The sequence below is a fragment of the Flavobacterium aquariorum genome, from assembly GCF_003254745.1.
GTDB lineage: Bacteria > Bacteroidota > Bacteroidia > Flavobacteriales > Flavobacteriaceae > Flavobacterium > Flavobacterium aquariorum.
In genome coordinates this window covers 158,179-184,011 of record NZ_QKXH01000005.1, presented here as the reverse complement: position 1 = coordinate 184,011, position 25,833 = coordinate 158,179, and the positions used below count along the sequence as shown (strand labels likewise).

General features: G+C 34.5%; 18 protein-coding genes and 2 tRNA genes. 9 read left to right on the top strand and 11 right to left on the bottom strand.

Annotated features, from left to right (window positions below):
• Window positions 1–4: 4 nt before the first annotated feature.
• Complete coding sequence (locus tag DOS84_RS09490) at window positions 5–778, bottom strand: carboxypeptidase-like regulatory domain-containing protein (RefSeq protein ID WP_243636348.1); 774 nt, start codon at window positions 776–778, stop codon at window positions 5–7.
• A 270-nt stretch (window positions 779–1,048) separates the two neighbouring features.
• On the opposite strand from DOS84_RS09490, the gene pepE reads away from it, so the two are divergent.
• Window positions 1,049–1,756, top strand: coding sequence for a dipeptidase PepE (gene pepE, locus DOS84_RS09485; RefSeq protein WP_111409882.1), 708 nt, complete (start codon window positions 1,049–1,051; stop codon window positions 1,754–1,756).
• Between the two features lie 70 nt (window positions 1,757–1,826).
• On the opposite strand, the gene DOS84_RS09480 is transcribed toward pepE, so the two are convergent.
• The 4 genes from DOS84_RS09480 to DOS84_RS09465 are packed head-to-tail and all read right to left on the bottom strand — an operon-like array spanning window position 1,827 to window position 6,923.
• Window positions 1,827–3,233 (bottom strand): TolC family protein, encoded by a 1,407-nt coding sequence (locus DOS84_RS09480; protein ID WP_111410013.1) that lies wholly within the window; start codon window positions 3,231–3,233, stop codon window positions 1,827–1,829.
• Window positions 3,233–4,582, bottom strand: a complete 1,350-nt coding sequence (locus DOS84_RS09475) for an HlyD family secretion protein (RefSeq protein WP_111409881.1) — start codon at window positions 4,580–4,582, stop codon at window positions 3,233–3,235. The genes DOS84_RS09480 and DOS84_RS09475 overlap by 1 nt, the downstream gene beginning before the upstream one ends.
• Window positions 4,583–4,586: 4 nt before the next feature.
• The gene (locus DOS84_RS09470) at window positions 4,587–6,245 is read right to left on the bottom strand and encodes a peptidase domain-containing ABC transporter (protein ID WP_111409880.1); all 1,659 of its coding nucleotides are present in this window, start codon (window positions 6,243–6,245) and stop codon (window positions 4,587–4,589) included.
• A gap of 3 nt (window positions 6,246–6,248) precedes the next feature.
• A complete protein-coding gene (locus DOS84_RS09465; protein ID WP_111409879.1) occupies window positions 6,249–6,923 on the bottom strand; it encodes a TetR/AcrR family transcriptional regulator in 675 nt (224 codons plus the stop codon).
• A 145-nt stretch (window positions 6,924–7,068) separates the two neighbouring features.
• Between DOS84_RS09465 and DOS84_RS09460 the strand changes: the two genes are divergently transcribed.
• Complete coding sequence (locus DOS84_RS09460; RefSeq protein ID WP_111409878.1) at window positions 7,069–8,343, top strand: acetyl-CoA hydrolase/transferase family protein; 1,275 nt, start codon at window positions 7,069–7,071, stop codon at window positions 8,341–8,343.
• Window positions 8,344–8,430: 87 nt separating this feature from the next.
• On the opposite strand, the gene gpmI is transcribed toward DOS84_RS09460, so the two are convergent.
• The 3 genes from gpmI to DOS84_RS09445 form a co-directional block, all read right to left on the bottom strand.
• The gene (gpmI, locus tag DOS84_RS09455) at window positions 8,431–9,948 is read right to left on the bottom strand and encodes a 2,3-bisphosphoglycerate-independent phosphoglycerate mutase (RefSeq protein WP_111409877.1); all 1,518 of its coding nucleotides are present in this window, start codon (window positions 9,946–9,948) and stop codon (window positions 8,431–8,433) included.
• Window positions 9,949–10,194: 246 nt separating this feature from the next.
• Complete coding sequence (locus DOS84_RS09450; RefSeq protein WP_111409876.1) at window positions 10,195–12,612, bottom strand: DUF5916 domain-containing protein; 2,418 nt, start codon at window positions 12,610–12,612, stop codon at window positions 10,195–10,197.
• Window positions 12,613–12,744: 132 nt separating this feature from the next.
• Complete coding sequence (locus DOS84_RS09445) at window positions 12,745–15,138, bottom strand: DUF5916 domain-containing protein (protein ID WP_111409875.1); 2,394 nt, start codon at window positions 15,136–15,138, stop codon at window positions 12,745–12,747.
• 187 nt (window positions 15,139–15,325) lie between these two features.
• On the opposite strand from DOS84_RS09445, the gene DOS84_RS09440 reads away from it, so the two are divergent.
• On the top strand, window positions 15,326–16,048 hold the full coding sequence (locus tag DOS84_RS09440; RefSeq protein ID WP_111409874.1) for a murein L,D-transpeptidase catalytic domain family protein: 723 nt from the start codon (window positions 15,326–15,328) through the stop codon (window positions 16,046–16,048).
• Here the strand turns inward: DOS84_RS09440 and DOS84_RS09435 are convergent.
• Both DOS84_RS09435 and DOS84_RS09430 read right to left on the bottom strand, forming a co-directional pair.
• Window positions 16,037–17,614 (bottom strand): L,D-transpeptidase family protein, encoded by a 1,578-nt coding sequence (locus tag DOS84_RS09435; RefSeq protein ID WP_111409873.1) that lies wholly within the window; start codon window positions 17,612–17,614, stop codon window positions 16,037–16,039. The two genes, DOS84_RS09440 and DOS84_RS09435, sit on opposite strands and share 12 nt — an antisense overlap.
• Window positions 17,607–18,053, bottom strand: coding sequence for a GNAT family N-acetyltransferase (locus DOS84_RS09430; protein ID WP_111410012.1), 447 nt, complete (start codon window positions 18,051–18,053; stop codon window positions 17,607–17,609). Before DOS84_RS09430 ends, DOS84_RS09435 begins: the two co-directional genes overlap by 8 nt.
• Before the next feature lie 136 nt (window positions 18,054–18,189).
• Between DOS84_RS09430 and DOS84_RS09425 the strand changes: the two genes are divergently transcribed.
• A tRNA-Gly gene (locus DOS84_RS09425) sits at window positions 18,190–18,262 on the top strand.
• Between the two features lie 48 nt (window positions 18,263–18,310).
• A tRNA-Gly gene (locus tag DOS84_RS09420) sits at window positions 18,311–18,386 on the top strand.
• Window positions 18,387–18,429: 43 nt separating this feature from the next.
• Here DOS84_RS09420 and DOS84_RS09415 read toward each other — a convergent pair.
• On the bottom strand, window positions 18,430–19,686 hold the full coding sequence (locus DOS84_RS09415; RefSeq protein WP_111409872.1) for a DUF445 domain-containing protein: 1,257 nt from the start codon (window positions 19,684–19,686) through the stop codon (window positions 18,430–18,432).
• A gap of 167 nt (window positions 19,687–19,853) precedes the next feature.
• On the opposite strand from DOS84_RS09415, the gene map reads away from it, so the two are divergent.
• The 4 genes from map (at window position 19,854) to DOS84_RS09395 (ending at window position 25,813) form a co-directional block, all read left to right on the top strand.
• Entirely contained in the window at window positions 19,854–20,672 is an 819-nt protein-coding gene (map, locus tag DOS84_RS09410) for a type I methionyl aminopeptidase (protein ID WP_111409871.1), read from the top strand.
• Window positions 20,672–21,436 carry a class I SAM-dependent methyltransferase gene (locus DOS84_RS09405; RefSeq protein WP_111409870.1) on the top strand — a complete coding sequence of 255 codons (765 nt, stop codon included), beginning with the start codon at window positions 20,672–20,674 and terminating at the stop codon, window positions 21,434–21,436. Before map ends, DOS84_RS09405 begins: the two co-directional genes overlap by 1 nt.
• Before the next feature lie 117 nt (window positions 21,437–21,553).
• Window positions 21,554–24,460 carry a DEAD/DEAH box helicase gene (locus DOS84_RS09400; RefSeq protein WP_111409869.1) on the top strand — a complete coding sequence of 969 codons (2,907 nt, stop codon included), beginning with the start codon at window positions 21,554–21,556 and terminating at the stop codon, window positions 24,458–24,460.
• Window positions 24,461–24,562: 102 nt separating this feature from the next.
• Window positions 24,563–25,813 (top strand): type IX secretion system plug protein, encoded by a 1,251-nt coding sequence (locus tag DOS84_RS09395; RefSeq protein WP_111409868.1) that lies wholly within the window; start codon window positions 24,563–24,565, stop codon window positions 25,811–25,813.
• Window positions 25,814–25,833: the final 20 nt, after the last annotated feature.

The following is a 25,833-nucleotide window of genomic DNA, read 5'->3' as shown; positions in this document are numbered from 1 at the left end:
TAGGCTAATGATTTTCGACAGCACTTTGTCTGTTTTTATTAAAACTGGAAGCCAAACCAACAATTAAAAACATACTCATCGTCTTGTTTTTATCTTTTAAAGACCTAACAAAATCTTGGTCTTCTATACAATAATATTGGAAACCCTTGATGTACTCTTCGGGTATTTTTAGAGTTTCTATATAATATTTTTCTTCAAATAGACCCTCCATTTTTGCCATCAAAAACTCTTTTTTCTCTACTGTAACAGCTTTTTTGAGCATTGCAGTCCTGCCATTTATGGCATTCAAAATGGGATCAACTGCCAACATCCCACCAAATAACCCCAATAAATGTATTGGTTTGAAATCACCTGCTGTTTGAAGTTTTCGTTCTTGAGATGTTAATTTGACTTGATCACGAGGAATTATCCCAAGATTTTCAGCACTTATCTCCGAGTGCTCATTAATAATCACTTCATTCAATTCGATACTTTTCGGTGTTAAATCGACAACAATATTGCCCATTTTAAATTCTTGAATCTTAATATATTTCCTTAATTCCTCATAATTAACGGCCGAAAAATTCAAAATGTCACCCACTTTTACAAGAATAGAAAAAGCACCATATTGATCTGACACCACCATTATTTTGGTTGAGGCATTCGTAATATTGATTGCTTCCAACGGAACTCCATTCGAGCTTACTTGCCCCTTTATCCATTTTTCGACACCCACTTGTGCTATCGCAAACTGAACTATAAAAAAGAAAATAAATAAAAAAGTAAAATTATTCTTCACGCGCAATTTTGGAATTGATTAAAAAAACTAATTATTCTTTAAACCTAAATATTGAAATAAACAGTTCCTATTTGGCGAATAAAACCGATTTCATCTTTTTAAGTTGAAAAAATCTTCACCGCAACTTATTTGCAAAATGTAAAAGTATCCCAATCCCATCCAAATTAATTACTAATAAGTTGGTAAAAGTTTGTTAATTAAAATCGTTCCTCCATACATTAAAAAACAATCATTTAATACCTTTACAGCGAATTTTACACAGCATATAAAATGAAAAACTGCATTATAGCAAGTACTTCAACCTTGCACGAAGGACAATACTTAGAGTATTTATTGCCTGAATTACAATCGCATTTTAAGGATTGCAAAACGATCCTATTTATTCCATTTGCAAGACCAAGCGGTATATCGCACGACGAATACACTTCGAAAGTCGCTACGGCTTTCGCCAAAATAAACATGACTGTAAAAGGTATTCATGAATTTGAAAATCCAAAAGAAGCCATACAAAAAGCAGAAGGAATTTTTACAGGAGGCGGCAACACTTTCCTGCTTGTCACCCAATTGTATAAAAACGATCTCATGAATATTCTTGCTGATACTTTGAAAAAGGGAACCCCTTATTTGGGAACCAGTGCAGGAAGTAACATTTGCGGATTGACGATGCAAACGACCAACGATATGCCTATTATTTATCCGCCTAGCTTTCAAACTTTAGGAATAATACCTTTTAATTTGAATCCGCATTATTTAGACCCAGACGATCAATCCAAGCATATGGGAGAAACAAGGGAAACAAGAATCAAAGAATTCCACGCTTTTAATTCTTTGCCTGTATTGGGATTACGAGAAGGAAGCTGGTTAGACGTAAAAGGAGAAAAAATCACTCTAAAAGGAAATTTGCAAGCACGCCTTTTTAGACAGAACCAATTACCTGAAGAATTAGCCAGCGGAAGCGATTTGAGTTTTTTAAATTAAATCACAAGTAAATTCCAGGTCAAAGTGACAACGTACAAATGAAGCAATGTATTAAAAAATGGATTTGCTATCAATTAGGATTTGCCATGATTTTATACAGTTCAGAGTTGGAAGTGTAAAAACGGTTTTCTAATGCAATCTGCGATAGACGGGCACTAACCAAACTGTTTTCTCGAGTGTTGATAAGGAATAGTGAACTCTCTCCCAAATTGAATAATCGCTCTTCAGATTTTAACATTGTTTCATAATCCATGACCAACTTACCGGTCAGTTTTTGCTGTTTAACCAAAGACTGAATTTCAATCTTTTGGGCATTGATTTTGTTCGTTAACTGCACTTTTTCTAAATCTCTTGTAAATTCGGACTCCTGAATTTTATATTGAGCTAATTTTAAACTGCCTCTTTCTTTTCTTAGAAACAAAGGGAAATAAAAATCAATACCAACTTTAAAATTATCAGAATTGTTCGGAATGTTTGGATTTGGCTGAGCCAAATAAGAGTAACCTAAATCTATTTTGGGCAAAAGCATATTGGCTTTTAGCTTTTTTTCGACAGTCAAAAAATCAATTTTACTTTGCAGAGCTTCAATTTTTGGATGACTTGCCAGTGAAAATTCCTGATTCAAATCATTAATATTCAACGTTTCCTGTATGGTTTCTACAAGGCTTTTCTCTGGAACAATAGCATCAGCAAGTTCCAGCGGTATGTTGTTTTCTATCCAAAGAAAGTTTGACAGCTCCAATTTTGCTTTTGATAATTTCAATTTTGAATCCTCAAGAGCAAGCAATCTGTTTTTGACCACAATACCTGCTTCGACGCTATCTATAGCAGGTTTGTCACCTTGCTTGATTAAAGTTTCAATTCCTTCATATCGTTTTTGGGCGTTGACGCTGTAGCTTTCATATAATAAATTTTCTTCGTAGTTTTTTTTCCAGTTAAAGTAAGCAACTGAAGCATCGTATAAAACCGCAATGGCTTGAAGTTTTTGTTCGGCTTGACTTAATTTGACTTGGATTTTTGCTTTTTGCAGGTCGGCCATTCTTTGGTTAATCAGTAATCCTTGTCCAATAGGAACGCTAATTCCTAGCGATGCTAAACCATTAACTGGTGTCTTGTTTTGTGGATTAAGATAATACCCCTCATTGTCTTCAAACCCCGCTTTAATGTCAATTCCAAACCAAGTCGGGATTTTGAAACTGCTGTTTAGTACTGAATAATATTCGGTTCCCTGAAATTGTTTTTTGTTATAATCCAATTCAAGTTTAGGGTCAAATCCGCCACGTGCCATCATCAGATTGGCTTGTGCTTTGCTGATTTCCAAATTGGCATTTTTTACCAATGGATGATATTTTTTCACAAAACCCAAATATTCATTATAACTCATTTCTTTGAGATGTAGCGGGAGCTGTTCCTTGCTATTGGTCTGACCATAAATAGTCATTCCCAGTAATGAAAGTATGACAAGAAGGTGTTTCATTATTTTTTTCCTTTTGAAGGTTTCTCTTTTCCTTGATAATAATTTGGAGGAAAACCATTTAGTGTTCTCCATATTTCAAACCAAACCGGCACTGTATTTAATAATGCCAACGTTTGTGCGCCCGATCCAATACTCAATTGTTTTGGCCACGGAGTTTCGCTTTTGTCTGGTGCGATAAGGATTCTGAATTTGCCATTATCACTGATAAAGTTTTCAATCGCGACTATTTCACCGCCAAATGTACCATACGACATATCTGGCCATCCTGAAAATACGATTGTAGGCCATCCGTCAAACCAAACTCTTACTTTTTCCCCTTTCTTTATTAAGGGCAGATCTATTGGATCTACAAAAGATTCTACCGCTATATCATATCTGGAAGGCATAATCGTGGCAATAGGGGTTCCTTCTTTTATGGTTTCACCAATTCCCGACTGCAAAGCTCTATTGATGTATCCGCTTTGTGCCGCTTTGATATAGTACATCCCGTTTCGGATACTGTAATTAGCATACTGATTCTCTAATTTACTTACTTGCGCTTCTGTGTCGTATTGATTACTCATTGCAGTATATTGGTCACTTTGCGCTTTGGATAATTTTTCAGAATACTCAGCAATGATTCTGTTGATTTCTACTTCTGCATTGATTAATTCATTTTGGCTCGTGTAAAACTTGTTTTCTTGAGTGATGATTTTAGCCTCAGATTCTTGCAGTTTCAAGCGTTTTTCTTCTACATCTGACAAGGCTTTTAGACCTTCTTTGTTCAGTTGTAGCGAACGGTTATACTGTGTGTTGGCAATCTTAAATTGTGTTTTTACCGCTTCAAGATCCATACTGTCGCTTTTTATTTTCAAACGTGCCTGTTTAATCTTGTTTTGGGACTGTTTGAGTTTTAGTATTTTTTCTTTTTCAATGGCCTGCATTTGTACATTAAGAGTTGTGACCTTCGAACCATAAGAAGCTAAAGACTGTTTTTTTGCATTCACCTGATTTTTGGTATTTTTAACCAAATTTGGATCCATATAGTCTTCTTTGATTTCAGATATAAAAAGAATAGTATCTCCTTTATTTACATAATCTCCCTCCTGTACATACCATTTTTCAATACGCCCTGAAATAACGGATTGAATAGATTGTGGTCTCTGGTTGGGTTTCAATGTAGTGACTGCTCCAGAGCCCGAGATGTTTTGTGTCCAGGGAAAGAAAAGTACAATAACCACAAGTATGGATACCGCCAGAATTATTCTGTTCAGAATTTTGTAATGAGGCCTGTTGCTCAAATTCTTTACCGTAGAATATTTTTCGAGAGCTTTATTATTTATTGGATTTTTGTCAGATATATTTAACATAACCTTATTTTTTAGTGTCTAATAAAACCGTTCCTTTTTGCATTGTGATTTCCCGCGTACATTTGGTTAACCAATGTGGATTTTGAGAAACAACAATGACTGTCCATTTATTTTTTTCAGAAATAATGAAGTCTATAATTTCATTAGCCACTTTTATATCCATTTTATCTGTCGGTTCTTCATAAAATAAAATGTTGGGTTTGTGAACTATGCTTCTTGCCAATAAAATCTTTTGCGCATTGGAAGAGGAAAGCTCTTTTCCTTCCGGGAATATTTTAGTGTCTAGTCCTTTTGGCAATGTTTTTATATAGTCGGTTAGCTGAACGGCATCCAGTGCCCATTTCAACGTTTCTGTATCAATATTTCTGTCATTAAAAGTTATGTTCTCCAGAATAGTTCCTTCAAAAGGTGTTTCTCCTTGTATGATACTTCCAATTCTGGAACGGTATTGCTTTGTGTCTATTTTACTAAAAGTGTCGTCATTGATGAAAAAATTTCCCGAAGTAGGATGCAGTAAACCAGAAAGTATGCGGATCAATGTCGTTTTTCCTGAACCATTTTCACCATTGATTATAATTTTTTCACCTGACTCAATTTTCAAATTAATCCTCTTTAAAATTCTGGAATTACTCTCCGGAAGCCTGAATTCTAAATCATTAGTTTCAAGGCTGATGTTGGTGTAACAGCTTTTACTTTCAACATTAAATTCTTCTTCCAGTTCCATATCAGTAACCTGACCAATCTTCTCGACTGCAGTCAATACATCATAAAAAGTTTCCAATCCAAGAATAATTTTCTCTACAGAATTTATTACCAGTAAAATAATGATTTCGGCAGCGACGAATTGACCAATGTTCATTTCTTGGCTTAAAACCAAATAACCGCCAATAATCAACAAACTTGCAGTAATAACTACCTTGAAAATGATAAGATGCCCAAATTGTCTTTTGAGGACATTAAAATGATTTTCACGGCTGTATAAATAATCTTTTATAATTCCATCGTTTTTTTCTAATGCAAAATCATAGTTGAGTTCATTTCTGAAACTAAAATTGTTTCGGGCAATTTCCTGTAGCCAGCCAGCCGCTTTGTATTTATTCTTGGATGTTTTTAAGCTGGTTGAAATTCCTTCATTATACGAAAATTTAAAAATGACATATAGAAACCCTAACAATAAAAGCCCGAATACCATAAAGAAAGAATGATAAAGTGTTAGTAATATGATGCTAAAAACTATCTGCAGGATTGCTGCCGAAAAATCAACCAATAATTTTGATGTCCCTTTCTGTATTGTCAAGGTGTCAAAAAAGCGGTTTGCTAATTCGGGCGGATAATGACCATAAAGTTCTTTGAATTCTATTTTTGGCAGTCTGGAGGCAAATTCGAATGACGAGCGTACAAACATTTTTTGCTGTAAATTTTCCGTGATTCTTAATTGCATCAGAGATAAAACACCTACAAGGATAACTCCGATAACTACAAGTATAACCAGAACAACCCACGACGCACTTACTCGCCCGGATTGAATAAAGTTTACAATCGCCTGAATACCCAATGGGAGGGACAAACTCACGATTCCTGAAAAAATAGCGTAGAAAAAAATTTGTGAAACATCTTTTTTGTCCAGTTTCAAAAGGTTGAATAATCTTTTTAATGAAGTCATGTTTTACTTTTTTAGTACATTTTCAATTAAGTTGAAATAAAAATCAGTTGGCGATATTGTTTCATTACAATTAGTGATCGTTTTCATATGTTCTCTCAAAAAATGCTGGTGCAATGCGCCTTCCACAATACTAGAAGCAAGGCTTTTGGCATAATCATATTCGGGATTTACCTCGTTTATAATAGCCGTTATTCTATTGATAACCCTTTTGTAAATGAAATAAAAACCTTCTTTGTTTTCTTGGTCCACTTCTTTGGTGTGAAAAGTTTTGGTGAATTCCGCAATAATGATTCTGTTCAAAACCGATTCGTTAATATGAGCTGTGTTTTGATCATCCTCTACTTTTTCCGTTATGATACTTACTGCTTTTTTTAATTTTTCCCAAGAATCAGTTTGATTGGAAATTGAAAATACTAAGCGGTATTCCATCCAACCCCAATACCAAGAAGACAAATACACTAACAGTTTGTGTTTACTTTCAAAATAACGATAGATAGAACTTTCATTGGATCCTATTTTTTTACCCAGTTTTTTAAAAGTAAAGTGATCAAAACCAATTTCATTGATAAGCAAAACACTTTCCTGAATAATTTTTTTGCCCAATGAAGAGGTTTCAGGATCCTTTACAAAGAGCTTGCTGTTTATCTGAATTTTGATGTTTGATAATATTTGATCCATTATGATTTATTTAATTGCAAATATAATAGTAATACTTTTAATTATGAGATTTTAACTTTTATTTAAATATTGTTTTACTTTGAATATGAGCGTTGTCATATTTTGGTTTTGTCTAATTGAATATATTTGTGATAAATACAAGTTTATGGGAAAATATGTAACTGCCGAGGAAGCTGTCAAAGTCGTAAAATCGGGAAATAGAGTATATCTGCAGGCGGCTGCGGCTGCACCAACGATTTTAGCGAATGCTTTAACCGAAAGAGCTTCCGAACTAAGGAATGTAGAAATATGTCATTTGCATACCGAAGGAGAGGCGCGATATGCTAATCCTGACCTTGCGGAAAGTTTTCATGTCAATTCATTTTTTATTGGCGGGAATGTCCGACATACTTTAAAAGCGGGGAACGGTTCCTATACTCCTGTTTTTTTAAGTGAATTACCGCGTCTCTTCCGAAGAAATGTGTTGCCGATAGATGTGGCTTTTATTCATGTGTCACCGCCAGACAGCCACGGCTATTGCTCACTTGGAGTTTCAGTGGAGGCTTCGGTTGCAGCGATTGAGAATGCAAAAATTGTGATAGCGCAGGTAAATCCTCAGATGCCGAGAACTTTTGGTGACGGAATCCTGCATATTTCAGAAATAAACTATTTAGTAGAAGTAAATGTGCCTATTTATTCACATAAAGTGGAGACTTTTACCGCCGAAGAAGATAAAATAGGGAATTATATTGCCTCTTTGATTGAGGATAGAAGTACACTACAAATGGGAATTGGCTCGATTCCTAATGCCGCTTTGAGCAAATTGGGAAATCATAAAGATTTAGGATTGCACACCGAAATGTTTTCGGACGGTGTGATTGATCTGATTGAAAGCAATGTGATAAACTGCAACTATAAAGGATCATTACGAGGAAGAGTGCTATCCACTTTTGTGTTGGGCTCAAAGCGCTTGTATGATTTTGTAAACGATAATCCGTTTATTGAATTACGGGAATCTTCGACGGTGAATGACACTGCCAGAATCAGGAAAAACCCAAAAATGATTGCTATTAATTCGGCTATAGAAGTTGATTTAACTGGACAGGTTTGTGCTGACTCTATTGGACCAAGAATGTATTCGGGTGTTGGAGGGCAAATGGATTTTATACGTGGCGCATCTTTAAGCGATGGCGGAAAAGCGATTATTGCCCTGCCGTCAACAACAAAAAACGGGGTAAGCAGAATTGTACCTTTCTTGAAACAAGGCGCTGGAGTGGTAACAACCAGAGGACATATTCATTATGTTATTACCGAAAATGGAATTGCTGATCTTTACGGAAAAACATTGAAACAACGCGCAGCCGAACTAGTCAGAATTGCTCATTCGGATCATCAGGAGAGCATTGAGCGGGAGTACTTTTATCTGTTGGACAAATTGTAGAAATACAATTAGTACATATAAAAAGGGCGTGAAAAATTAATTTCACGCCCTTTTTGATTTATTAAAAAATGCCAATTGGCTTTTTATTTATAGTAAGGAATGACAAGTCATAGCGGCCGGTTGATCAATTCCCATTAAAGCAAGAATCGTAGGAGCAATATCCCCTAAAACACCATCATGAATGGTTTTCAACTCTTTGTCCACAAGAATAATTGGCACTGGATTGGTAGTATGAGCAGTATTTGGAGAACCGTCAGGGTTAATCATGGTTTCACAATTACCGTGATCTGCAATAATGATGGTTGTATAATTATTGGCAAGAGCAGCTTCTACAACTTCTTTTACGCAAGCATCAACAGCCTCACAAGCTTTTATTGCTGCTTCCATAACTCCTGTATGTCCAACCATGTCACCATTAGCAAAATTTAAACATACAAAATCAACTTCCCCTTTGTTTAATTCAGGCACCAAAGCATCTTTCAATTCATAGGCACTCATTTCTGGCTGTAAATCGTAAGTGGCTACTTTTGGAGAGTTTCTTAAAATTCTAGTTTCTCCATGAAAAGGGGTTTCTTGACCTCCAGAAAAGAAGAATGTCACGTGCGGATATTTTTCTGTTTCGGCGATACGAATTTGTTTTTTGTTGGCTTTTTCCAAAACTTCACCCAATGTTTCTGTGATGTTGTCTTTGTTATAAACCACTTTTACATTCTCGTATGTTTCGTCATAATTGGTTAGCGTCACATAGTACAATTTTAATTTGTGCATGTTTTGCTCGTGGAAATCCTTTTGCGAAAGTGCTTCAGTCAATTCACGACCTCTGTCTGTTCTGAAATTGAAGAAAATAACCACATCGTCTTCTTGAATAGTTGCAAGAGGCTTATCATTTTCGTCCACCATAACCATCGGAGCGATGAATTCATCTGTCACGTGGTTTTTGTAACTTTCTTTTATGGTTTCGTAAGCATTAGTTGAATGAGTTCCGGTCCCGTTTACAAGTAAATCATAAGCCAGTTTTACTCTTTCCCAACGTTTATCACGATCCATTGCATAATAACGTCCAACTACAGAAGCTAATTTTACGGTAGTATTTGCGATGTAATCTTCAAGATCTTGTACATATTTTTTTCCTGATTTAGGATCTACGTCACGACCGTCCGTAAAAGCATGTACAAATACATTCTGCAATCCATAATCTTGGGTCGCATCGATTAATCCTCTTAAATGAGAAGTATGTGAGTGAACTCCTCCATCAGAAAGCAAGCCTAAAAAATGCACTTTTTTATTATTTTGTTTGGCATATTCGAAAGCATCGATAAGTACTTGTTCTTTCACCAAAGTTTTGTGTTCAACAGCAAGATTTATCTTGGCCAAATCTTGGTAAACAATTCTTCCAGCTCCAAGGTTCATGTGCCCTACTTCGCTGTTTCCCATTTGTCCTTCAGGAAGACCAACATGTAAACCGTCAGTCCTAAGTTGTGCACTCGGGTATTTTGTATAGAGACTATTTATAAACGGAACATTTGCATTATCAATTGCAGAAACTTTCGGGTCAGGTGATTTCCCCCAACCGTCTAAAATCATTAAAATTACTTTTTTGTTCATGGTATGAAATTTTTTGCAAAGATAAAGCTTTCCAAAAAAATATAAGTTCGTCAAAACTACTATTGTACATAAAAAAGAGAAGTACAACAAATACTTAAAATTGTGTTGCAAAAAGTGTCTTTTTCTAAAAAAAATGCAAAAAAAGCCCTGAAAATTCCGGTCTAAAAAACGAGAATTTCGAGGAGAATTTTATCCTATAAAAAGATAAGTCTTGTAACAGGAAAATTTATTTTAAATTGACACAATCTAGAAAACGTTTTTGATCTGATTGTAGTCTATAAAATATTTTACACTAATGGAAATCACATGACTTAAATCTTCATTGTTAAGCACACTAGTATAGTTATTTCCAAAGTCCTTAGTAATTAAATTATCATATTTTGCGGCATTACTTCGATACAAAAGAGTCAACTGACTTCCTGGAGCAAACCACCAATTGTATGATAGATCCAAATTCCAGGTAATCAAATTTTGGTCTTTGTTATCGGTATAACTGTCATAAGCAGTTAGTCTTCCGTTATCCTCTAACTTATAAAAATCTTTATTCTCGGTATAAGACCAATAATAACGGGCAGATAGATTAAAATTCATTTTACTGTTCAATGAATATTTTCCATTTATATTATTAGTATAGTTAACTACATTTCGGTTCGCATAAATTATGGTATTGGGAGCCAAAGCATCGTTTTTCGAACTACTGTCAACAAACCCTTTATTATTATTTTGGCGAAAAAAGTTGAATTCATAGTTTAATGCCAAATGGTCATTGAAACGATATCTTGGACTTAAATAAAAACTAAATGTTGTTCTTTTTGTTTCATTTAACACTGCAAAAGAAGGATTAAAATCAAATGCAAATTTGTTGTTGTAATTCGTTGATATTGAAAACCAACTACCAAAACGGGTAGGATCAATGCTGTAACGACCTTCAGTTCTTGGTTCATAATAATTATAGGTTTCTACAGGTCGATATTCTAGTCCAAATCCAATATAATGATTCTTTTTTGTTGTGGTATTTACGTTCCAGTTGATTTGGTCATCCTGTACTTTACCGGTTTCTTTCTGAAATTGGGCATAGCCATTGACATTCGTGTTAAATGAATTGAATAATTTGGTCGGGTTAAGAATTCTGTAACTTGTAAATCCATTAAAACTATAATAATTGGTTTCAAAAATAATCCCCAAATCGTTGTTATCGAAGTCTTTTGTGACTAAGTTTCCGCCAAAATTATAGCGATATTTACCGCTTGTCTCTGCAAAATTCAAAGTCGTATTGATTCCGTCTTTCTTGCTTTCAATATCGTTCACATAACTATATTCAAAATTCCCAGACAAATTATAGGTATTTTTGGCGGTGTTTAAATCCCAAACCAACGCCGTTACATTCCCGTCTCTAAAGGAACCATCTCTGGTAACATTCGTATTTATTAATGACGCTGACGAATTCTTGTGAAAACGCTGATCAAAAACCAAAACATTGTAATTAGTGAGCGGTTGCACTAGAACCCTACGTGTTTCTTTGGAAATGGTATCTTTAATAGTCGCATATGTTTTTTGGGTAACAGCATTCAAATATCCAATTCCTAGACCACCTTTTGTTCTACCTGATATTTTGGTAGCATTATAAAGATCTACAGTAGTTGGATTTTCTACTATTTCTTCGTTAGTTTTAGTCTCGGGAGAATAGGAAGGTGGCCCTCCGATTCTTCTGGAATAGAAAAGATTTCCTTTGCTGAACAAATCAGTCCCTTCAGTAAAAAAGGCACGATTTTCATTGAATTGTTGTTCGAAGGGCGATAAATTTAGAATTCGGTCATCATATTTGGTTTGTCCAAAATCAGGAATAAGCATGGCATCGAGAGTAAAGGCATCATTTATTCCATATTTAATATCCAAACCTCCTTTTAATTCTCCATACGTTTTTTGGTCGGCATTGGCATACGTATAAAAAGAAGCATACGGCAAAAAGAAAAGTCTAGTAGGTGTTTTTATGTTTTCAATGCCATCCACCGTTCCATTTTGTTGGGTAAACGTTCCTATTTTATTGTCAATCAAATTCCATGAATATTTTTGTCGGTCTCTGCGTATTTCCCTAAAAAAGTTAACACCCCAAGTTTGTTTGCTTTCACTAGAAAATCGCAAAGCAGAATAAGGAATTCGCATTTCGACAACCCACCCGAAAGAAGTAATAACCGCTTTACTGTCCCAAACGGCATCCCAAGAATAATCTTCTCCATTGCTGTCGGTTGCCAAACAATCAGCTTGACCATCTGCCGCATTTACAAAAAACTCAAAATTCTGCTGTCCATCATTGTAACCATTGACGAACACACCAAAAAAATCTGCCGCACCAAAATCATCCCTCTTATTTAATTCCCTTAGTATTTTGTTTGGTTCATCGTCATACATTAAAGCACCAATATAAATAGCCTCGTTATCATACAAAACTCGAACCTCGGTTCTTTTATTTTCTGGGATTACCTTACCATTATCAGGTTGAAACATAACAAAATCAGTTGCTACAGGAACCGATTGCCAAATTGCTTCGTCTAATTTTCCATCTAAACTTATTTTTTCAGTAATAAATTTTGTCTGTAAAGATTTCTTCTGACTATACATCAAAGTTGAAAATAAAAGAAAACAAAAGAAATAACACTTTTTCATGAAAACAATAATTTTAGATACCTACGAATATTAAACCAGATTTTAAATTGAGATCTAAAACCTGAGTTTAATAAGTTGTTGCATCAATAGACTATTGATTACAGTTTATGTTACAGTTTTATGTAGAAATGATTAAAATTTATTTTTCACCATATTATAGTCAATATAATAGCGAACGCTAACCGAAAAAATACTGGTCAAATTGCTATTAAAAATATTTGTCAAGTTGGTCGAAAGGTCTTTTTCAACTTGATTGGTTTCTTCCAAAGCGTAATTTCGATACAGGACAATTATTTCGCTTCCGGGAGCAAACCACCATGAGTACGATAAGTCCAAGTTCCAAGAATTGAAATTTCTGTTTTTATTAAGATTGTAATTGGAATTTGGAGTTAAATAACCATCATCCTGTAGTGTGAAAAATTCATGATTATCAGCATAAGACCAGTAGTAACGGGCATCCAGATTTAGAGCCATTCTATTAGTAATGGCAAATTTCCCGGTAAGTGTGTTTTGAAGAATTTCTCTATTTCTTTCGGCAAATACAATTCCCGAATCATCATAGCCCACGCGACCTCTATCATTGTTTTTGGAGGTGTAGTCTAAGGCATATTCTAATGAAAATTGATTATTGAATCGGTATTTTGGATTAATGTAGATCTCGTAAGTTTGTCTGTTTTCTTCATTATATTTCGTAAATGAAACAGTTGCATCCAAAATAAAAGAATGATTTCTATTCAATTCAAATCCAAAATAGGAATATACCCTTTTTGGTACATACACATAGCGACCATAAACCCGTGGTTCATAAAAATCAAAAGTCTCCTTTGGCGTGTAATATAAAGAAAATTCATAATAGTTGTTTTTTAATGAAGATGCCCCTATGGTAGTTTTCAGATAGTCATCTTGAATTTTACCAGTTGTATTTTGAATTTCCAAACTGGCTTCTTGAAGAATCTTGAAAGTATTGAAAAAAGAAGTCGGATTCAGGATTCTGTAACTTGCATTGGCGTAAGCGGCGTGATAGTTGGTATAATAAATCAGTCCAAGGTCATTAACGTCGTAATCTTCGGAAATGTATTTTCCTGAAATTTCATATCGAATTTTCCCACTTGTTTTTTCAAAATTCAGGGCTGTTTTATAGCCGTCATAATCTTCGAAAGTATTTACCGCACTGTATTTAAAATCACCGTTTAAACTATAGCTGTTTTTCTTCGTATTCAAATCGAATAAAAGTCCAGAAACATTGGCATCCCTAAAACTACCGTTTCGAATAGTATTAGTATTAATAAAAGTTATTGATGAGTTGTGATTAAAACGCTGATCCAAAACAACTATATTATAATTGGCCAGCGGTTCAATGACTTCTTTTCTGCTGGTCGAAGTTATCGTGTCTTTTATGGTAGCGAATGTTTTTTCGGTAATGGCATTCAAAAAACCTATTCCCAAACCTTTTTTGGTACGTCCCGATATTTTGATTGCATTGAGTAAATCGACCGTACTTGGATAATCTGTAATTTCCTCATTTTCTTCAACCGTTGGATCTGAACTCGGATATCCTCCAATTCTTCTTGAATAAAAAAGGTTCCCCTTAGAAAACAGTTCAGTTCCTTCGGTGAAAAAAGGCCTGTTTTCGTCTAATTTTTGCTCAAATGGTTCAAGATTTAAAATAGCATTGTCAAATTTGGTTTGACCAAAATCAGGAACCAAAATAGCATCTAATGTAAAAGCATCATTGATTCCGTATTTAATATCGAGCCCACCCTTAAATGTATTATCCGATTGGGTGTTGTCTTTTTGATTGTAAAATGAAGCGTAAGGAATGAAGAATAATCGAGTTGGAGTTTTGATGTTTTCAATCCCTTCCAATAGTCCGTTTTGTGTGAGCTCGGCACCAATTTTAGTATCGATTCTGTTCCAAGAATACACTTGTACATCTCGTTCAATATTTCTAAGGAAATTTATGCCCCAGATTTGCTTATTTGGATTTGAAAATCGTATTGCCGCATAGGGAATTTTCATTTCTACTACCCAACCCTTATCAGCTATGACTGCTTTACTTTCCCAAATAGCATCCCATGAAAAATCTTTGTAATCTTCGGTAGCAATACAATCTAACTGTACTCCGGCTGCGGTAACATAAAATCTAAAATCCTGTTGTCCATCATTAAACCCATTAATAAAAACAGAAAAATAATCGGTTACCCCAAAATTGTCTCGATTAGTGATTTCTTTTTTTATTTGGCTCGGATTTTCATCATATAATGTGGCGGCAATATAAACCGCATCATTGTCATATACTACTTTTACTTCTGTTCTTTTATTTTCATTTATTGACTTACCGTTATCTGGCTGATACATAACAAAATTGGATGCAATTTCGGCCGAATTCCATGCATCTTCCGTTATTTCACCATCAATAGAAATCTTAGATGTAATAGACTTCGTATTAAGAGTCTTCTTTTGACTGTATAACAAACTTGTGCAAATAATTACGAAAAAAACAATACTGTTTTTAATTATAATCATAAAAAACTGTTGATTTATAACCAAAAGTAATATAAAAATTTAAAAAAATACTGACATAAGTTATTTTTTACTAAAAAAAAACGATGAAAAGTTAAATTTTACCGTTAAAATACATTTTTATTTTGCCAAGTGTTATTAGTTTGTATATTTGCAATCCCCGAATTAGTTTGTAACAAAATGAAACACAATGATTTATAAGATATTCATCTCTACACTTTATCTGTTTGTATCATTATCCTTTAAAGGCAATACCACAAACACCCCTAAAATAGCCACAAATAATACGGCAGTTTCTAATGTAATGTCAAGTATTGACAACAAGATTCAATTAGTTTACAACTCACTACAAACCAATCAATTTCAATTACCTAAAGAAGAATGTTTTGCTGAAGCATTGAAAGGGTTTTATGAATTAAAAGAAAAAGGGCTAATCAAAAGAGACATATTGACCTTGGTGGATTTCAGTTTATCATCTAATGCCAAGCGTCTTTGGATTATTAATTTGTCAACCAATGAAATACTGTTTCAATCATTAGTTGCTCACGGAAGAAACACTGGTGACGAATTTGCAAATAATTTTTCCAACACACCAGAATCTTTCAAAAGCAGTTTAGGCTTTTATGTTACAGGAGAAGTTTATAATGGAAAACATGGGATTTCACTAAAACTTGATGGTCTAGAAAAAGGTTTAAATGATCATGCGCGCGAAAGAGCTGTTGTGATTCATGGCGCTGATTATGTTTCAGAATCCTTCATAAAATACCATAAGCGATTAGGAAGAAGCCAAGGATGTCCAGCTGTTCCACTTGAATTTGCTCCAGAAATTATTTCATTGATAAAAGGTCAATCTTGTCTGTACATCTATCATCCTTCTATAAATAATTTGAAACAATTCAAACTAATTTCGTAATTGATTATATAAATCGGTATCCAGATTGTAGATATCATTTCTAAAAATCAATTCATCATTTTCACTCCATGCCGTCCAGTACCATTGGTAAATGGCATAGCGCTTTGTTAAACCTATAAACAGCGTTTTTTTGATAGCAATGATAGAGTCCATTTTTTTCCTTGAATATTTCTTTGGGTTGTCCAGTAAAAGCTCCACCAATTCTAAAGGCTCCTCAATGCGCACACATCCTGAACTTAGTGAGCGAAAATTTCGTTCAAACAAATCTCGATGATTGGTGTCATGCAAGTAAACACTATACCTATTGGGAAAATTAATTTTGACAACTCCCAAAGCATTGTAATAACCCGGTTTCTGAATATAGCGATATCCTCTGGGGCGCTTTTCATTCCAATTTTTCGGATCTACTTCATTGGTATCAGAGTCATATATCCCAATCCCCTTGTTTTTCAAATAGTTTCTGTTTTTGATTAATTCAGGCATAATGTCCTCTTTCAATATAGTCGGCGGAACTGTCCATGTAGGATTAAAAACAATCGTTTGCAACACCGAAGTCAATACTGGCGTCCTTCTTTTATTTTTCCCCACCACAATACGTTTACTCATAGTAACGTTTTGGTCCTCTACTACATTTAGGCTATAATTGGGAATATTAATCAGAACATAATTTTGAGCAAATGTTTTGGAAAACCATCTCCAACGTTCCAAATTAACTATGATTTGATGTTTTCTTTCTTCTTTTGTAAAATTAAGTGCCTTTATAGTGCTTTTGCCAATTACACCATCAGAAATCAAACCATGTCGAGTTTGAAATTTTTTGACCGCTTCAAATGTTTTATCATCATACACAGAAGTAACACTATCTTTACCTGCCAAATCTTTCCAATAAAGCAGTTTCTTTTTGATATTGACTATTGCCCTACTATTATGATTCCGTTTTATTATGCTTGCTGTATCTATCTGCTGAGTTTTGTCCTCCGGAAGTTCATCAATAAGTGCCAAAGCTTTTATTAATTTTTTATAAGTCAGCGCTTTTGGCTCGAATTTTTCTGTTATACAAATAAGAGAATCTTTTTCCAAAGCATTATTCAAAATAGAGTTCATGTCCAGTTCATCTAAAGGTAAGTCCCAATTTTTGTATAGTTTTCTTGGGTTAAGTTTTCCATTATGAAGATGCATCAGGTATTTTTCAAAATTGTAAGTAAGTAGCAAATCATAGTTCACCTGCTCTTCATCGTCCAATTCAGTAAATTTTTTTTCAAAACTTTCTAATTTTGAAATGTTATAATCAGATGGATTCAACCCTTCGAGTTCACATCTTTTTATGGTTTCAAGAATTATTTTCCTATTTTTTTCCGATTGCCATACCGTTTGATTCTCTCTAGACCTATAAAAATCCATGAGCGATTTGCTTTTAAAAGGGGCGATCAACAGGCTGTCTATTTCAATAACTTCTCCTTCTTTGTCTGTAGGGTCAGATATTTTAAAAGAGTCCAAATTTAGAATAGGCTCTTTTTTGCAACTTATCAAAACTGCAAAGACAATAAATAAATAGAACTTATTCATTTCTTACGCTTTTTACCATTAAATAATGCTCGCCTACATCACTGATTTCAAAGGCTGTCCCAACTGTAGTATATCCAGATTTTTCATAAAAGCCAACAGCAGCTGTTCTGGCATTAAACCAAATTAAATCGGATTGCATTTTTTTACAATACACTTCACAATGCTTAACCAATGATTCTCCGATACCTTTATTTTGATGTAATTCTAACACAGCCATTCCACGAATTTGATATTGATTATTGGCTGCAAAGATGCTATTATTATTTTTAAAAATAGATATAATTCCTACTAAATCATTATTTAGGAAATACCCAAAATGATATGTTGAAGGTAAACCATCACCCTCAAATTGACAAGTTTCAATTGGTTTTCCTTTTCTAAGAACAGCATGTCTTACGGAATAGGTCTCTAAATCAGTTATTTTTTCGATGTTTTGCATGGTCTTTAAAAAAAAATAAAAGTATAACATTTTAATTTTAAAATGGTTGTAAACAGGAATGAGAAAGGTCGATTTATTTTTCGAAAAAAAATTTGCAAATAACTGTTTTTATTATTTATCTTTGCACCTCAGTAATGCGAAAGTAGCTCAGTTGGTAGAGCTCCAGCCTTCCAAGCTGGTTGTCGCGAGTTCGAGCCTCGTCTTTCGCTCTAAAATCAAATTCATTTTGATTATAAAGGGTAAATTTAATGATTAATGCGAAAGTAGCTCAGTTGGTAGAGCTCCAGCCTTCCAAGCTGGTTGTCGCGAGTTCGAGCCTCGTCTTTCGCTCCAAAAACCTCAAATGAAAATTTGAGGTTTTTTTTATTCCAAAATTTCACACCACAAAACTTTGCAGAAAACATTCGACTGCATAAATCAAAAGCCCCACCAAACCTCCCACAAGAGTTCCATTAATTCTTATATACTGAAGATCACTTCCTATTTCCAGTTCCAATTTTTTGGAAACCTCTTCGGTATCCCAGCTTTTTACGGTAGATGATATCAAGTCGCCGATCATCTTTTTATTATTGATAAGAACTGACAATACATCATTCTTGATAAAATTATTAATCTTATCCATCATCAACTGATCGCTTTGTATTCCCTTTCCAAAACCCTGGATCATGTTGGCAATACTTTTTTTAATAGTTGATTCCTCCTTTTGATCCAAATCATTCGAAATAGCCGTTTTGATCTCCAGCCAAATTCCATTGATATAATCCTGCACTTCTTTTTTATTGGCAAAGCCAAAAACCAAATCATTAACCTTCTGCTGCATTTCGTGAGATTCTTTCAACTCGGTTATAAAATCCAATACATAGTTGTTTACTTTCTTTCGAATAGTACTGTCTTGATGACTTGCCTGCTCCAGAAAATTATACAATCCATTAAAGATTCCTTCTGTTATTTTTTTATCGGCCAAGCCAAAAGAAAGAAATGGCGTCGAGCTTTTTACTTTTTCTTCAATCAGGTGTTTGTTGTTTTGTAATTCAATAATAAGTGTTTTCAGAACATTGGTTACCAATTCTTCTTGTTTATCGCTTTTGGCCAATGATTCCAAACCAAGAGCAATCCATTCAGCAAAATTTACTTTGCTTAATTTACCACTAAACTGCATTTGTATAAAATGCTGCACTTCGGCATCGTCTATCGTTTTCAAAACTCCCGGAATAACATTTTCAGCAATCAAGCCAGCAACTATATTAGCATTTTTCTCATCAATCAACCAGTCAGAAGCTTTTATAGCCACATTAAATTGATCAATTTTCACTTCCAATTTTTCTCTTATCAAAAATTCATCTGAAACAAAATTCCCTAGATTCTCCCCAATTTTATCTTTATTACTCGGAATCAAAGCAGTATGTGGTATCGGAATTCCTAGCGGATGCCTAAACAGAGCCACCACAGCAAACCAATCGGCAATTCCGCCCACCATTGCAGCTTCACTCAAAGCTTTCAGCCAATCAATCCTATAAACATTGGCAGCCACAAAAAGAACTACGGCAAATCCCAAAAGAATCAATGCGTTTCTTTTCATTTTACTCAAATCCTGTTCTTTCTTGCTGTTTTCCTGTTCTAGAGATGCATTCATAGTCATCAAATTGATTTATTAGCTAATTTAAGCATTTAAAAAACTATACTTTAAAAAATTAATTGCAAAATTAACGTGTGTTTGTTATTAGTATAAAAATTAAAACAAACCCAACACGAAAGAAATAATTTTAAAATTGTACTTTTGCAGACTGAAAATTTGAAAATATGATTATTCAAAAGAGCCGTGAGGAAATAGAATTAATGCGCGAAAGTGCATTAATCGTATCAAAAACATTAGGAATGATAGCTTCTGAAATAAAAGAAGGTGTTACAACATTATATCTAGACAAAAGAGCTGAAGAATTCATTAGAGATCATGGTGCTGTACCAAGTTTTCTTGGACTTTATGGATTCCCGAATTCATTGTGTATGAGTCCGAATTCACAAGTGGTACACGGAATTCCAAACAACAAACCATTAGAAAGCGGCGATGTGATTTCGGTTGATTGTGGTGCTTTCAAAAATGGATATCACGGAGACCACGCCTACTCTTTTGAAATTGGCGAAGTGGCACCGGAAACCAAAAAATTACTTCAGGTAACCAAAGAATCTTTATATGTAGGAATCCGCGAATTACGTGTGGGTAACCGTGTAGAAGATGTTGGAAATGCAATTCAAAAATATACCGAAGCACACGGTTATGGTGTGGTTCGAGAACTAGTTGGCCATGGTGTAGGGCAAAAAATGCACGAAGATCCTGAAATGCCTAATTACGGGAAAAGAGGTCGAGGTAAACTTTTGATTGAAGGAATGGTTGTTGCCATTGAACCGATGATCAATATGGGAACCAAAAACATCAAACAGCACAAAGACGGTTGGACAATCACAACTGCTGATGGAAAACCATCTGCGCATTTTGAACATGACGTAGCCATTATAGACGGAAAACCTGAAATTTTATCGACTTTCTATTATATCTATAAAGAATTGGGAATCGTGAGCAATGAAGAAGATGAATTTAGAAAAACCCCGCTAGTTCTATAATGAAAAAAGCCTTTAAACTTATACTTAATACAATCCCACGCCCCATTCTTATTCGTTTAAGTTATGTAGCACGTCCTTTTATCGCTTTCACTCTAAAAGGAGACACTTATACCGATCCAATTGATGGTAGAAGCTTCAAATCGTTCTTGCCTTACGGATATGAAAAACAGCGTAACAATGTGCTTTCACCAAGTACACTTTCGTTGGAGAGACACCGTTTGCTTTGGTTGTACCTAAACGAGCAAACTGATTTTTTTACCGCTCCAAAGAAAGTACTGCATTTTGCACCAGAACAGGCTTTTTACAAAATGTTCCGCAAGCAAAAAAACCTGGATTATACCACAACCGATTTGTTTTCGCCTTTGGCGGATGTAAAAGCAGATATTTGCAATTTGCCTTTTGAAGACAATCAATACGACGTTATTCTTTGCAATCACGTATTGGAGCATATTCCGGATGACACCAAAGCTATGCAAGAATTATATCGGGTTTTAAAACCGGGCGGAATGGCTATTTTACAAATTCCACAAGATTTGAATAGAGCTGTAACATTTGCAGATGACACGATTACAGACCAAAAAGAACGCGCTAAAATATTTGGTCAATACGATCACGTACGTATTTATGGCCGTGATTATTTTGACAAACTGAGAAGTATTGGTTTTACTGTTATCGAGGAAGATTACACAAATAAAATAGCTCCCGAATTGGTAGAAAGATATTGTTTGGCAAAAGGTGAAATCATTCCTGTTTGTTTTAAATAATTATTTCACAATTAGTTAGAAACATATAAGTTCCACAAATTTACACAAATCAATATGTGCAAATTTGTGGAATTTGTCTTTTAAAGAATTGAACAACAATCAAATATCCTTTCGCTTTTGGAAATTAAAAATTCTTTTCAGTTTTGCTTTGATATTAGTTTTGAAAAAAGGCTAAATACCTATATTCCGACTGCTTATATTTTAGGACATTCTGAGGCTATAACTTATCTGGACAAAAAAGCGAGTCCCGAAGTCCTTGAAAGTTTTGGAGTTATTTTTGAAAATTTAGAAACAAATACTAGAAAAGTTTTATCTCTTTGTGAAGCGCTTAAGCCTGAAGTGATTTTCAAGAAATTCAGCAAAAACAGTAAATCGTCCAAAAACATTGAGGATTTACTTAAAGACTCTAAACTTGAATTTGGGATTCGGCAATTCATAAAAACTAATTTAGACCAGTTTTACTCTTTAGTTTCTCAAGACGATTTTCCGATTTCACTAAATCTGGGAAAAGAAAAAGATTTTCGCATTAGTCGAATTACTCCTAAAAATCCAGCATTAGAAACCAGTCTTCTATTTGATAAACACGAAAACGGAATCTCCTATACGTTACTCTTGAAGGACGAGACTACGGAATTCTCCCCCTCAAATACTGCGATTACATTGCTTTTGGATGAACCAGGATGGTTAGTTGCTCACCATAAATTATACCTTCTAAAAGACATTAATACTAAAAAAATCACACCTTTTTTAAAAAACAAAACCATTGAAATCCCTTCAAAATTGGTTTCTGAATATTTTGAAAAATTCATTAAGGATGTGGCAAAAAAAGCAGATATAAAAGCCACTGGATTTGCTGTCGAGCTAAAGGACAAAATCACTTCCTGTTCGCTCCAGCTTACCCACGATTTTTTTAAGAACACCTATTTTGTCAACCTTTTATTCGACTATGACGGTTTTAGTTTCGATAATAGCAAAACCAAGAAAATCCATTCTGAAATTGACACCCGCAATTTGGATGAAATCAAAGTCATTCAATATAAAAGGACAGCCGAAGAAGCATCATTTGAAAACAAATTAGTAGAACTAGGTTTGTCTAAAACCGAAAATGGTTTGTTTGGGCTTCCGCCAAAAGCAGAAAAACAAGATCCATACGCAACGATTCAATGGGTGATAGAAAATCAGAAAACCCTTGAATCTTCCGATTTCTCTGTTAAAGATTTAAAAATTGACAGCAAAAAAATTGACACTCATAAAGTTGAAATTCAATTTTCAAATGAAGTCAAAAGCGATTGGTTTGACATCAAAATGATTGTAGTATGTCACGCATTTGAATTTAATTTCAGTGAAATAGTCTCGAACATAAAAAACCGGAACCGACTTTTTCTTTTACCCAATGGTAATTACTTTTTAATTCCAATCGAATGGATGACGCTTTATGGCCCAATGGCAAAACTGGCGAAAGTCGAAAATGGAAGTATTGTGTTACCCAAAAGTAATTTTGCTGTTTTGGAAGGCATTTCGGAACTTAAAGATTCTGTGGGTTTGCAACGAACCATCGAATACCAGCCGTCAACTCTGATAAAGGCAACTTTACGCCCCTATCAAATTGAAGGAGTCAAATGGCTTTTGGAACATTACAATAATGACTTAGGCGCTTGTCTAGCCGATGATATGGGACTAGGAAAAACTTTGCAAACCCTAACCACACTCGTTGCTGTGCAAGAACAATTGGATTTTGAAAAAGCCGAAAACATCCAATTGGATTTATTTGGAAACGAAATAGTAACACCCAAAGAATACCTAAAAGCATTAATTGTTCTGCCATCGTCATTGGTTTTTAATTGGTATAATGAAGCCCGAAAATTCACACCCCATTTCCGTAGAGTACAATACATTGGCAACGACCGAAAACTGATTTCGAGGAAATTAGAAAGATACGATTTGATTTTTACCAGCTACGCTGTCGTTTCCAGAGATGTTGCTATTTTGGAAAAATACAATTTCAGGTATTTGATTTTGGACGAAAGTCAATACATCAAAAACAAAAACTCCAAAATTTTCAAGGCAATCAACCAAGTAAAAGCCAGTCACAAAATATCGCTAAGCGGAACTCCCATAGAAAACTCACTCGATGATTTGTGGTCGCAAATGCAATTTATCAATCCGAATATCTTGGGAAGTTATTCCTTTTTTGCCGAAAATTATAAATTGCCAATCGAGAAAAAACAGGACGAACATAGTTTATTGGAACTAAAAAACCTCATCAGCCCTTTTATTTTGCGTCGTACCAAAGAACAGGTTTTAAAAGACTTACCGGAACTCTCCGAACAGATTTTCTATTGTCAAATGGAACCTGAACAAGAGAAATTGTACGAAGAAGAAAAATCCAAAGCCCGAAACTTCCTTTTGAAAACCGAAGGCCCAAGCAGAGATAAAATTAGTATCATCAACACTTTAATGCGCTTGAGACAGTTAAGCAATCACCCAAAGATGATTGATTCCAAATCAGAAATGGATTCGGGAAAATATATTACTGTTACCCGATATTTGGAAACTTTGGTACAATCCAACCAAAAAACGATTGTTTTCAGTTCGTTTGTTTCCAACTTGGATTTTTACAAAACGTGGTGCAAGGAAAATAAAATCGATTTTTGTGAACTCACCGGAGAAACGCCTTTGAAAGAAAGGGAATACCAAGTCAGTCGTTTTCAAGGACAGGAAAAACCATTGCTGTTTTTTATCTCTTTGAAAGCAGGTGGCGTTGGGCTTAACATTACTAAAGCCTCTTATGTTATTTTCTTAGATCCGTGGTGGAATCCTTTTTCGGAAAAACAGGGAATTGGTCGCGCGCATCGAATTGGCCAATTGAATAAGGTAAATGTGATTCGGTTTATTGCCAAAAACACTGTTGAAGAAAAAATTATCCGTTTACAGGAAAGTAAAAAATTATTGGCTGACTCGCTTTTGGACGAAAATTACATAAGCGCTGAGATTGAGGAGAATTTGGATTTTATACTTGAATAGCTTTAGGCTTTAAGCTATACGCAATAAGCCTTTCGCCTAAAGCTTAGTGCATACAGCTAACATATAATTTGTATATTTACGACTCATGAACGAAAATCAATAATGAAATCAATAGCCGTTTTACTTCTTTCATTCTTTTCCCTAACTCTTACTGCCCAAGTTGAGACTGAAATAGCACCTCCTTATAACATTAAAACGGCATCTTTTATACAGAGCAATCAAAATGTTATTCCCATATTTAGGCTGGGAGAACAATTTGAATTCCAATTTGATGATTTATTTGGCAACGAAGCCGACTATTATTACGAAATCAAACACTGTGATTACAATTGGGTCCCAACAGACATTCCAAAAAGCGAATACCTTTCTGGTTTTGACGGTCAAAAAATCCAAGAGTATGTCAACTCTTTCAATACGTTGCAGATTTTTACCCATTATAAATTATCCCTTCCCAATAATTACACTAAAATACTATTAAGCGGTAATTATGTTCTTACCATTTTAAATTCGGACAAAGAAGTGGTCATAAAAAGGTATTTCACTTTATATGAAGACTTGGTATCAGTCCCTTTAAGGATTAGAAAAGCCCGGACAGTCAAAAACATTTATACGAAACACAATTTAGATTTTGAAATCAAAACTGGAGATCAGATATTGTTTCAAAACCCAATGCAAAACCTTAAAGTACTTTTGTTACAAAACGGAAAATTCAGCACAGCAATAAAAAATGTTCCTCCACAATACACCGTCAGCAATAATTTTGTTTATAAATATGACATGGAAACGCAGTTTTGGGCAGGAAACGAATTTTTGAATTTTGATTCCAAAGACATCAAAAATGCCAATAACTACGTGAGCTTTGTCAACGCAGACAATGATATTTACAATACTCATTTGTATACCAATAATGACAAAGCCAATTATCCATACACAAACTATTCAGACCTTAACGGAAATTTTTCCATCCGAAAACTAGACGGTGAAAACAACACAATTGAAGCGGATTATTCTTGGGTTTACTTCAGTCTCTCCTCCCCTTTGGCCAATCCAAGTTCTTCAATTTATATAGTTGGGATGTTCAATAATTACAGCTTAACCCAAGAAAATAAAATGGATTTTAATTCCAAAAATGGTCTTTATGAAAAAGCCATCTTGATCAAACAAGGATTTACAAATTACCAATATTTGACCGTAAACAGTAAAGGAGTTATCGATCAGGAACACGCTGTCGATGGGAATTTTTACCAAACTGAAAATGAATACGATGTATTGGTTTATTACAAAGGAAGCACCGATCGATATGAGAAGGTCATTGGTAGAGGAACCGCCAGTTCATTAAACATTACAAATTAGAAAACTTTAGTTTTTTTTTA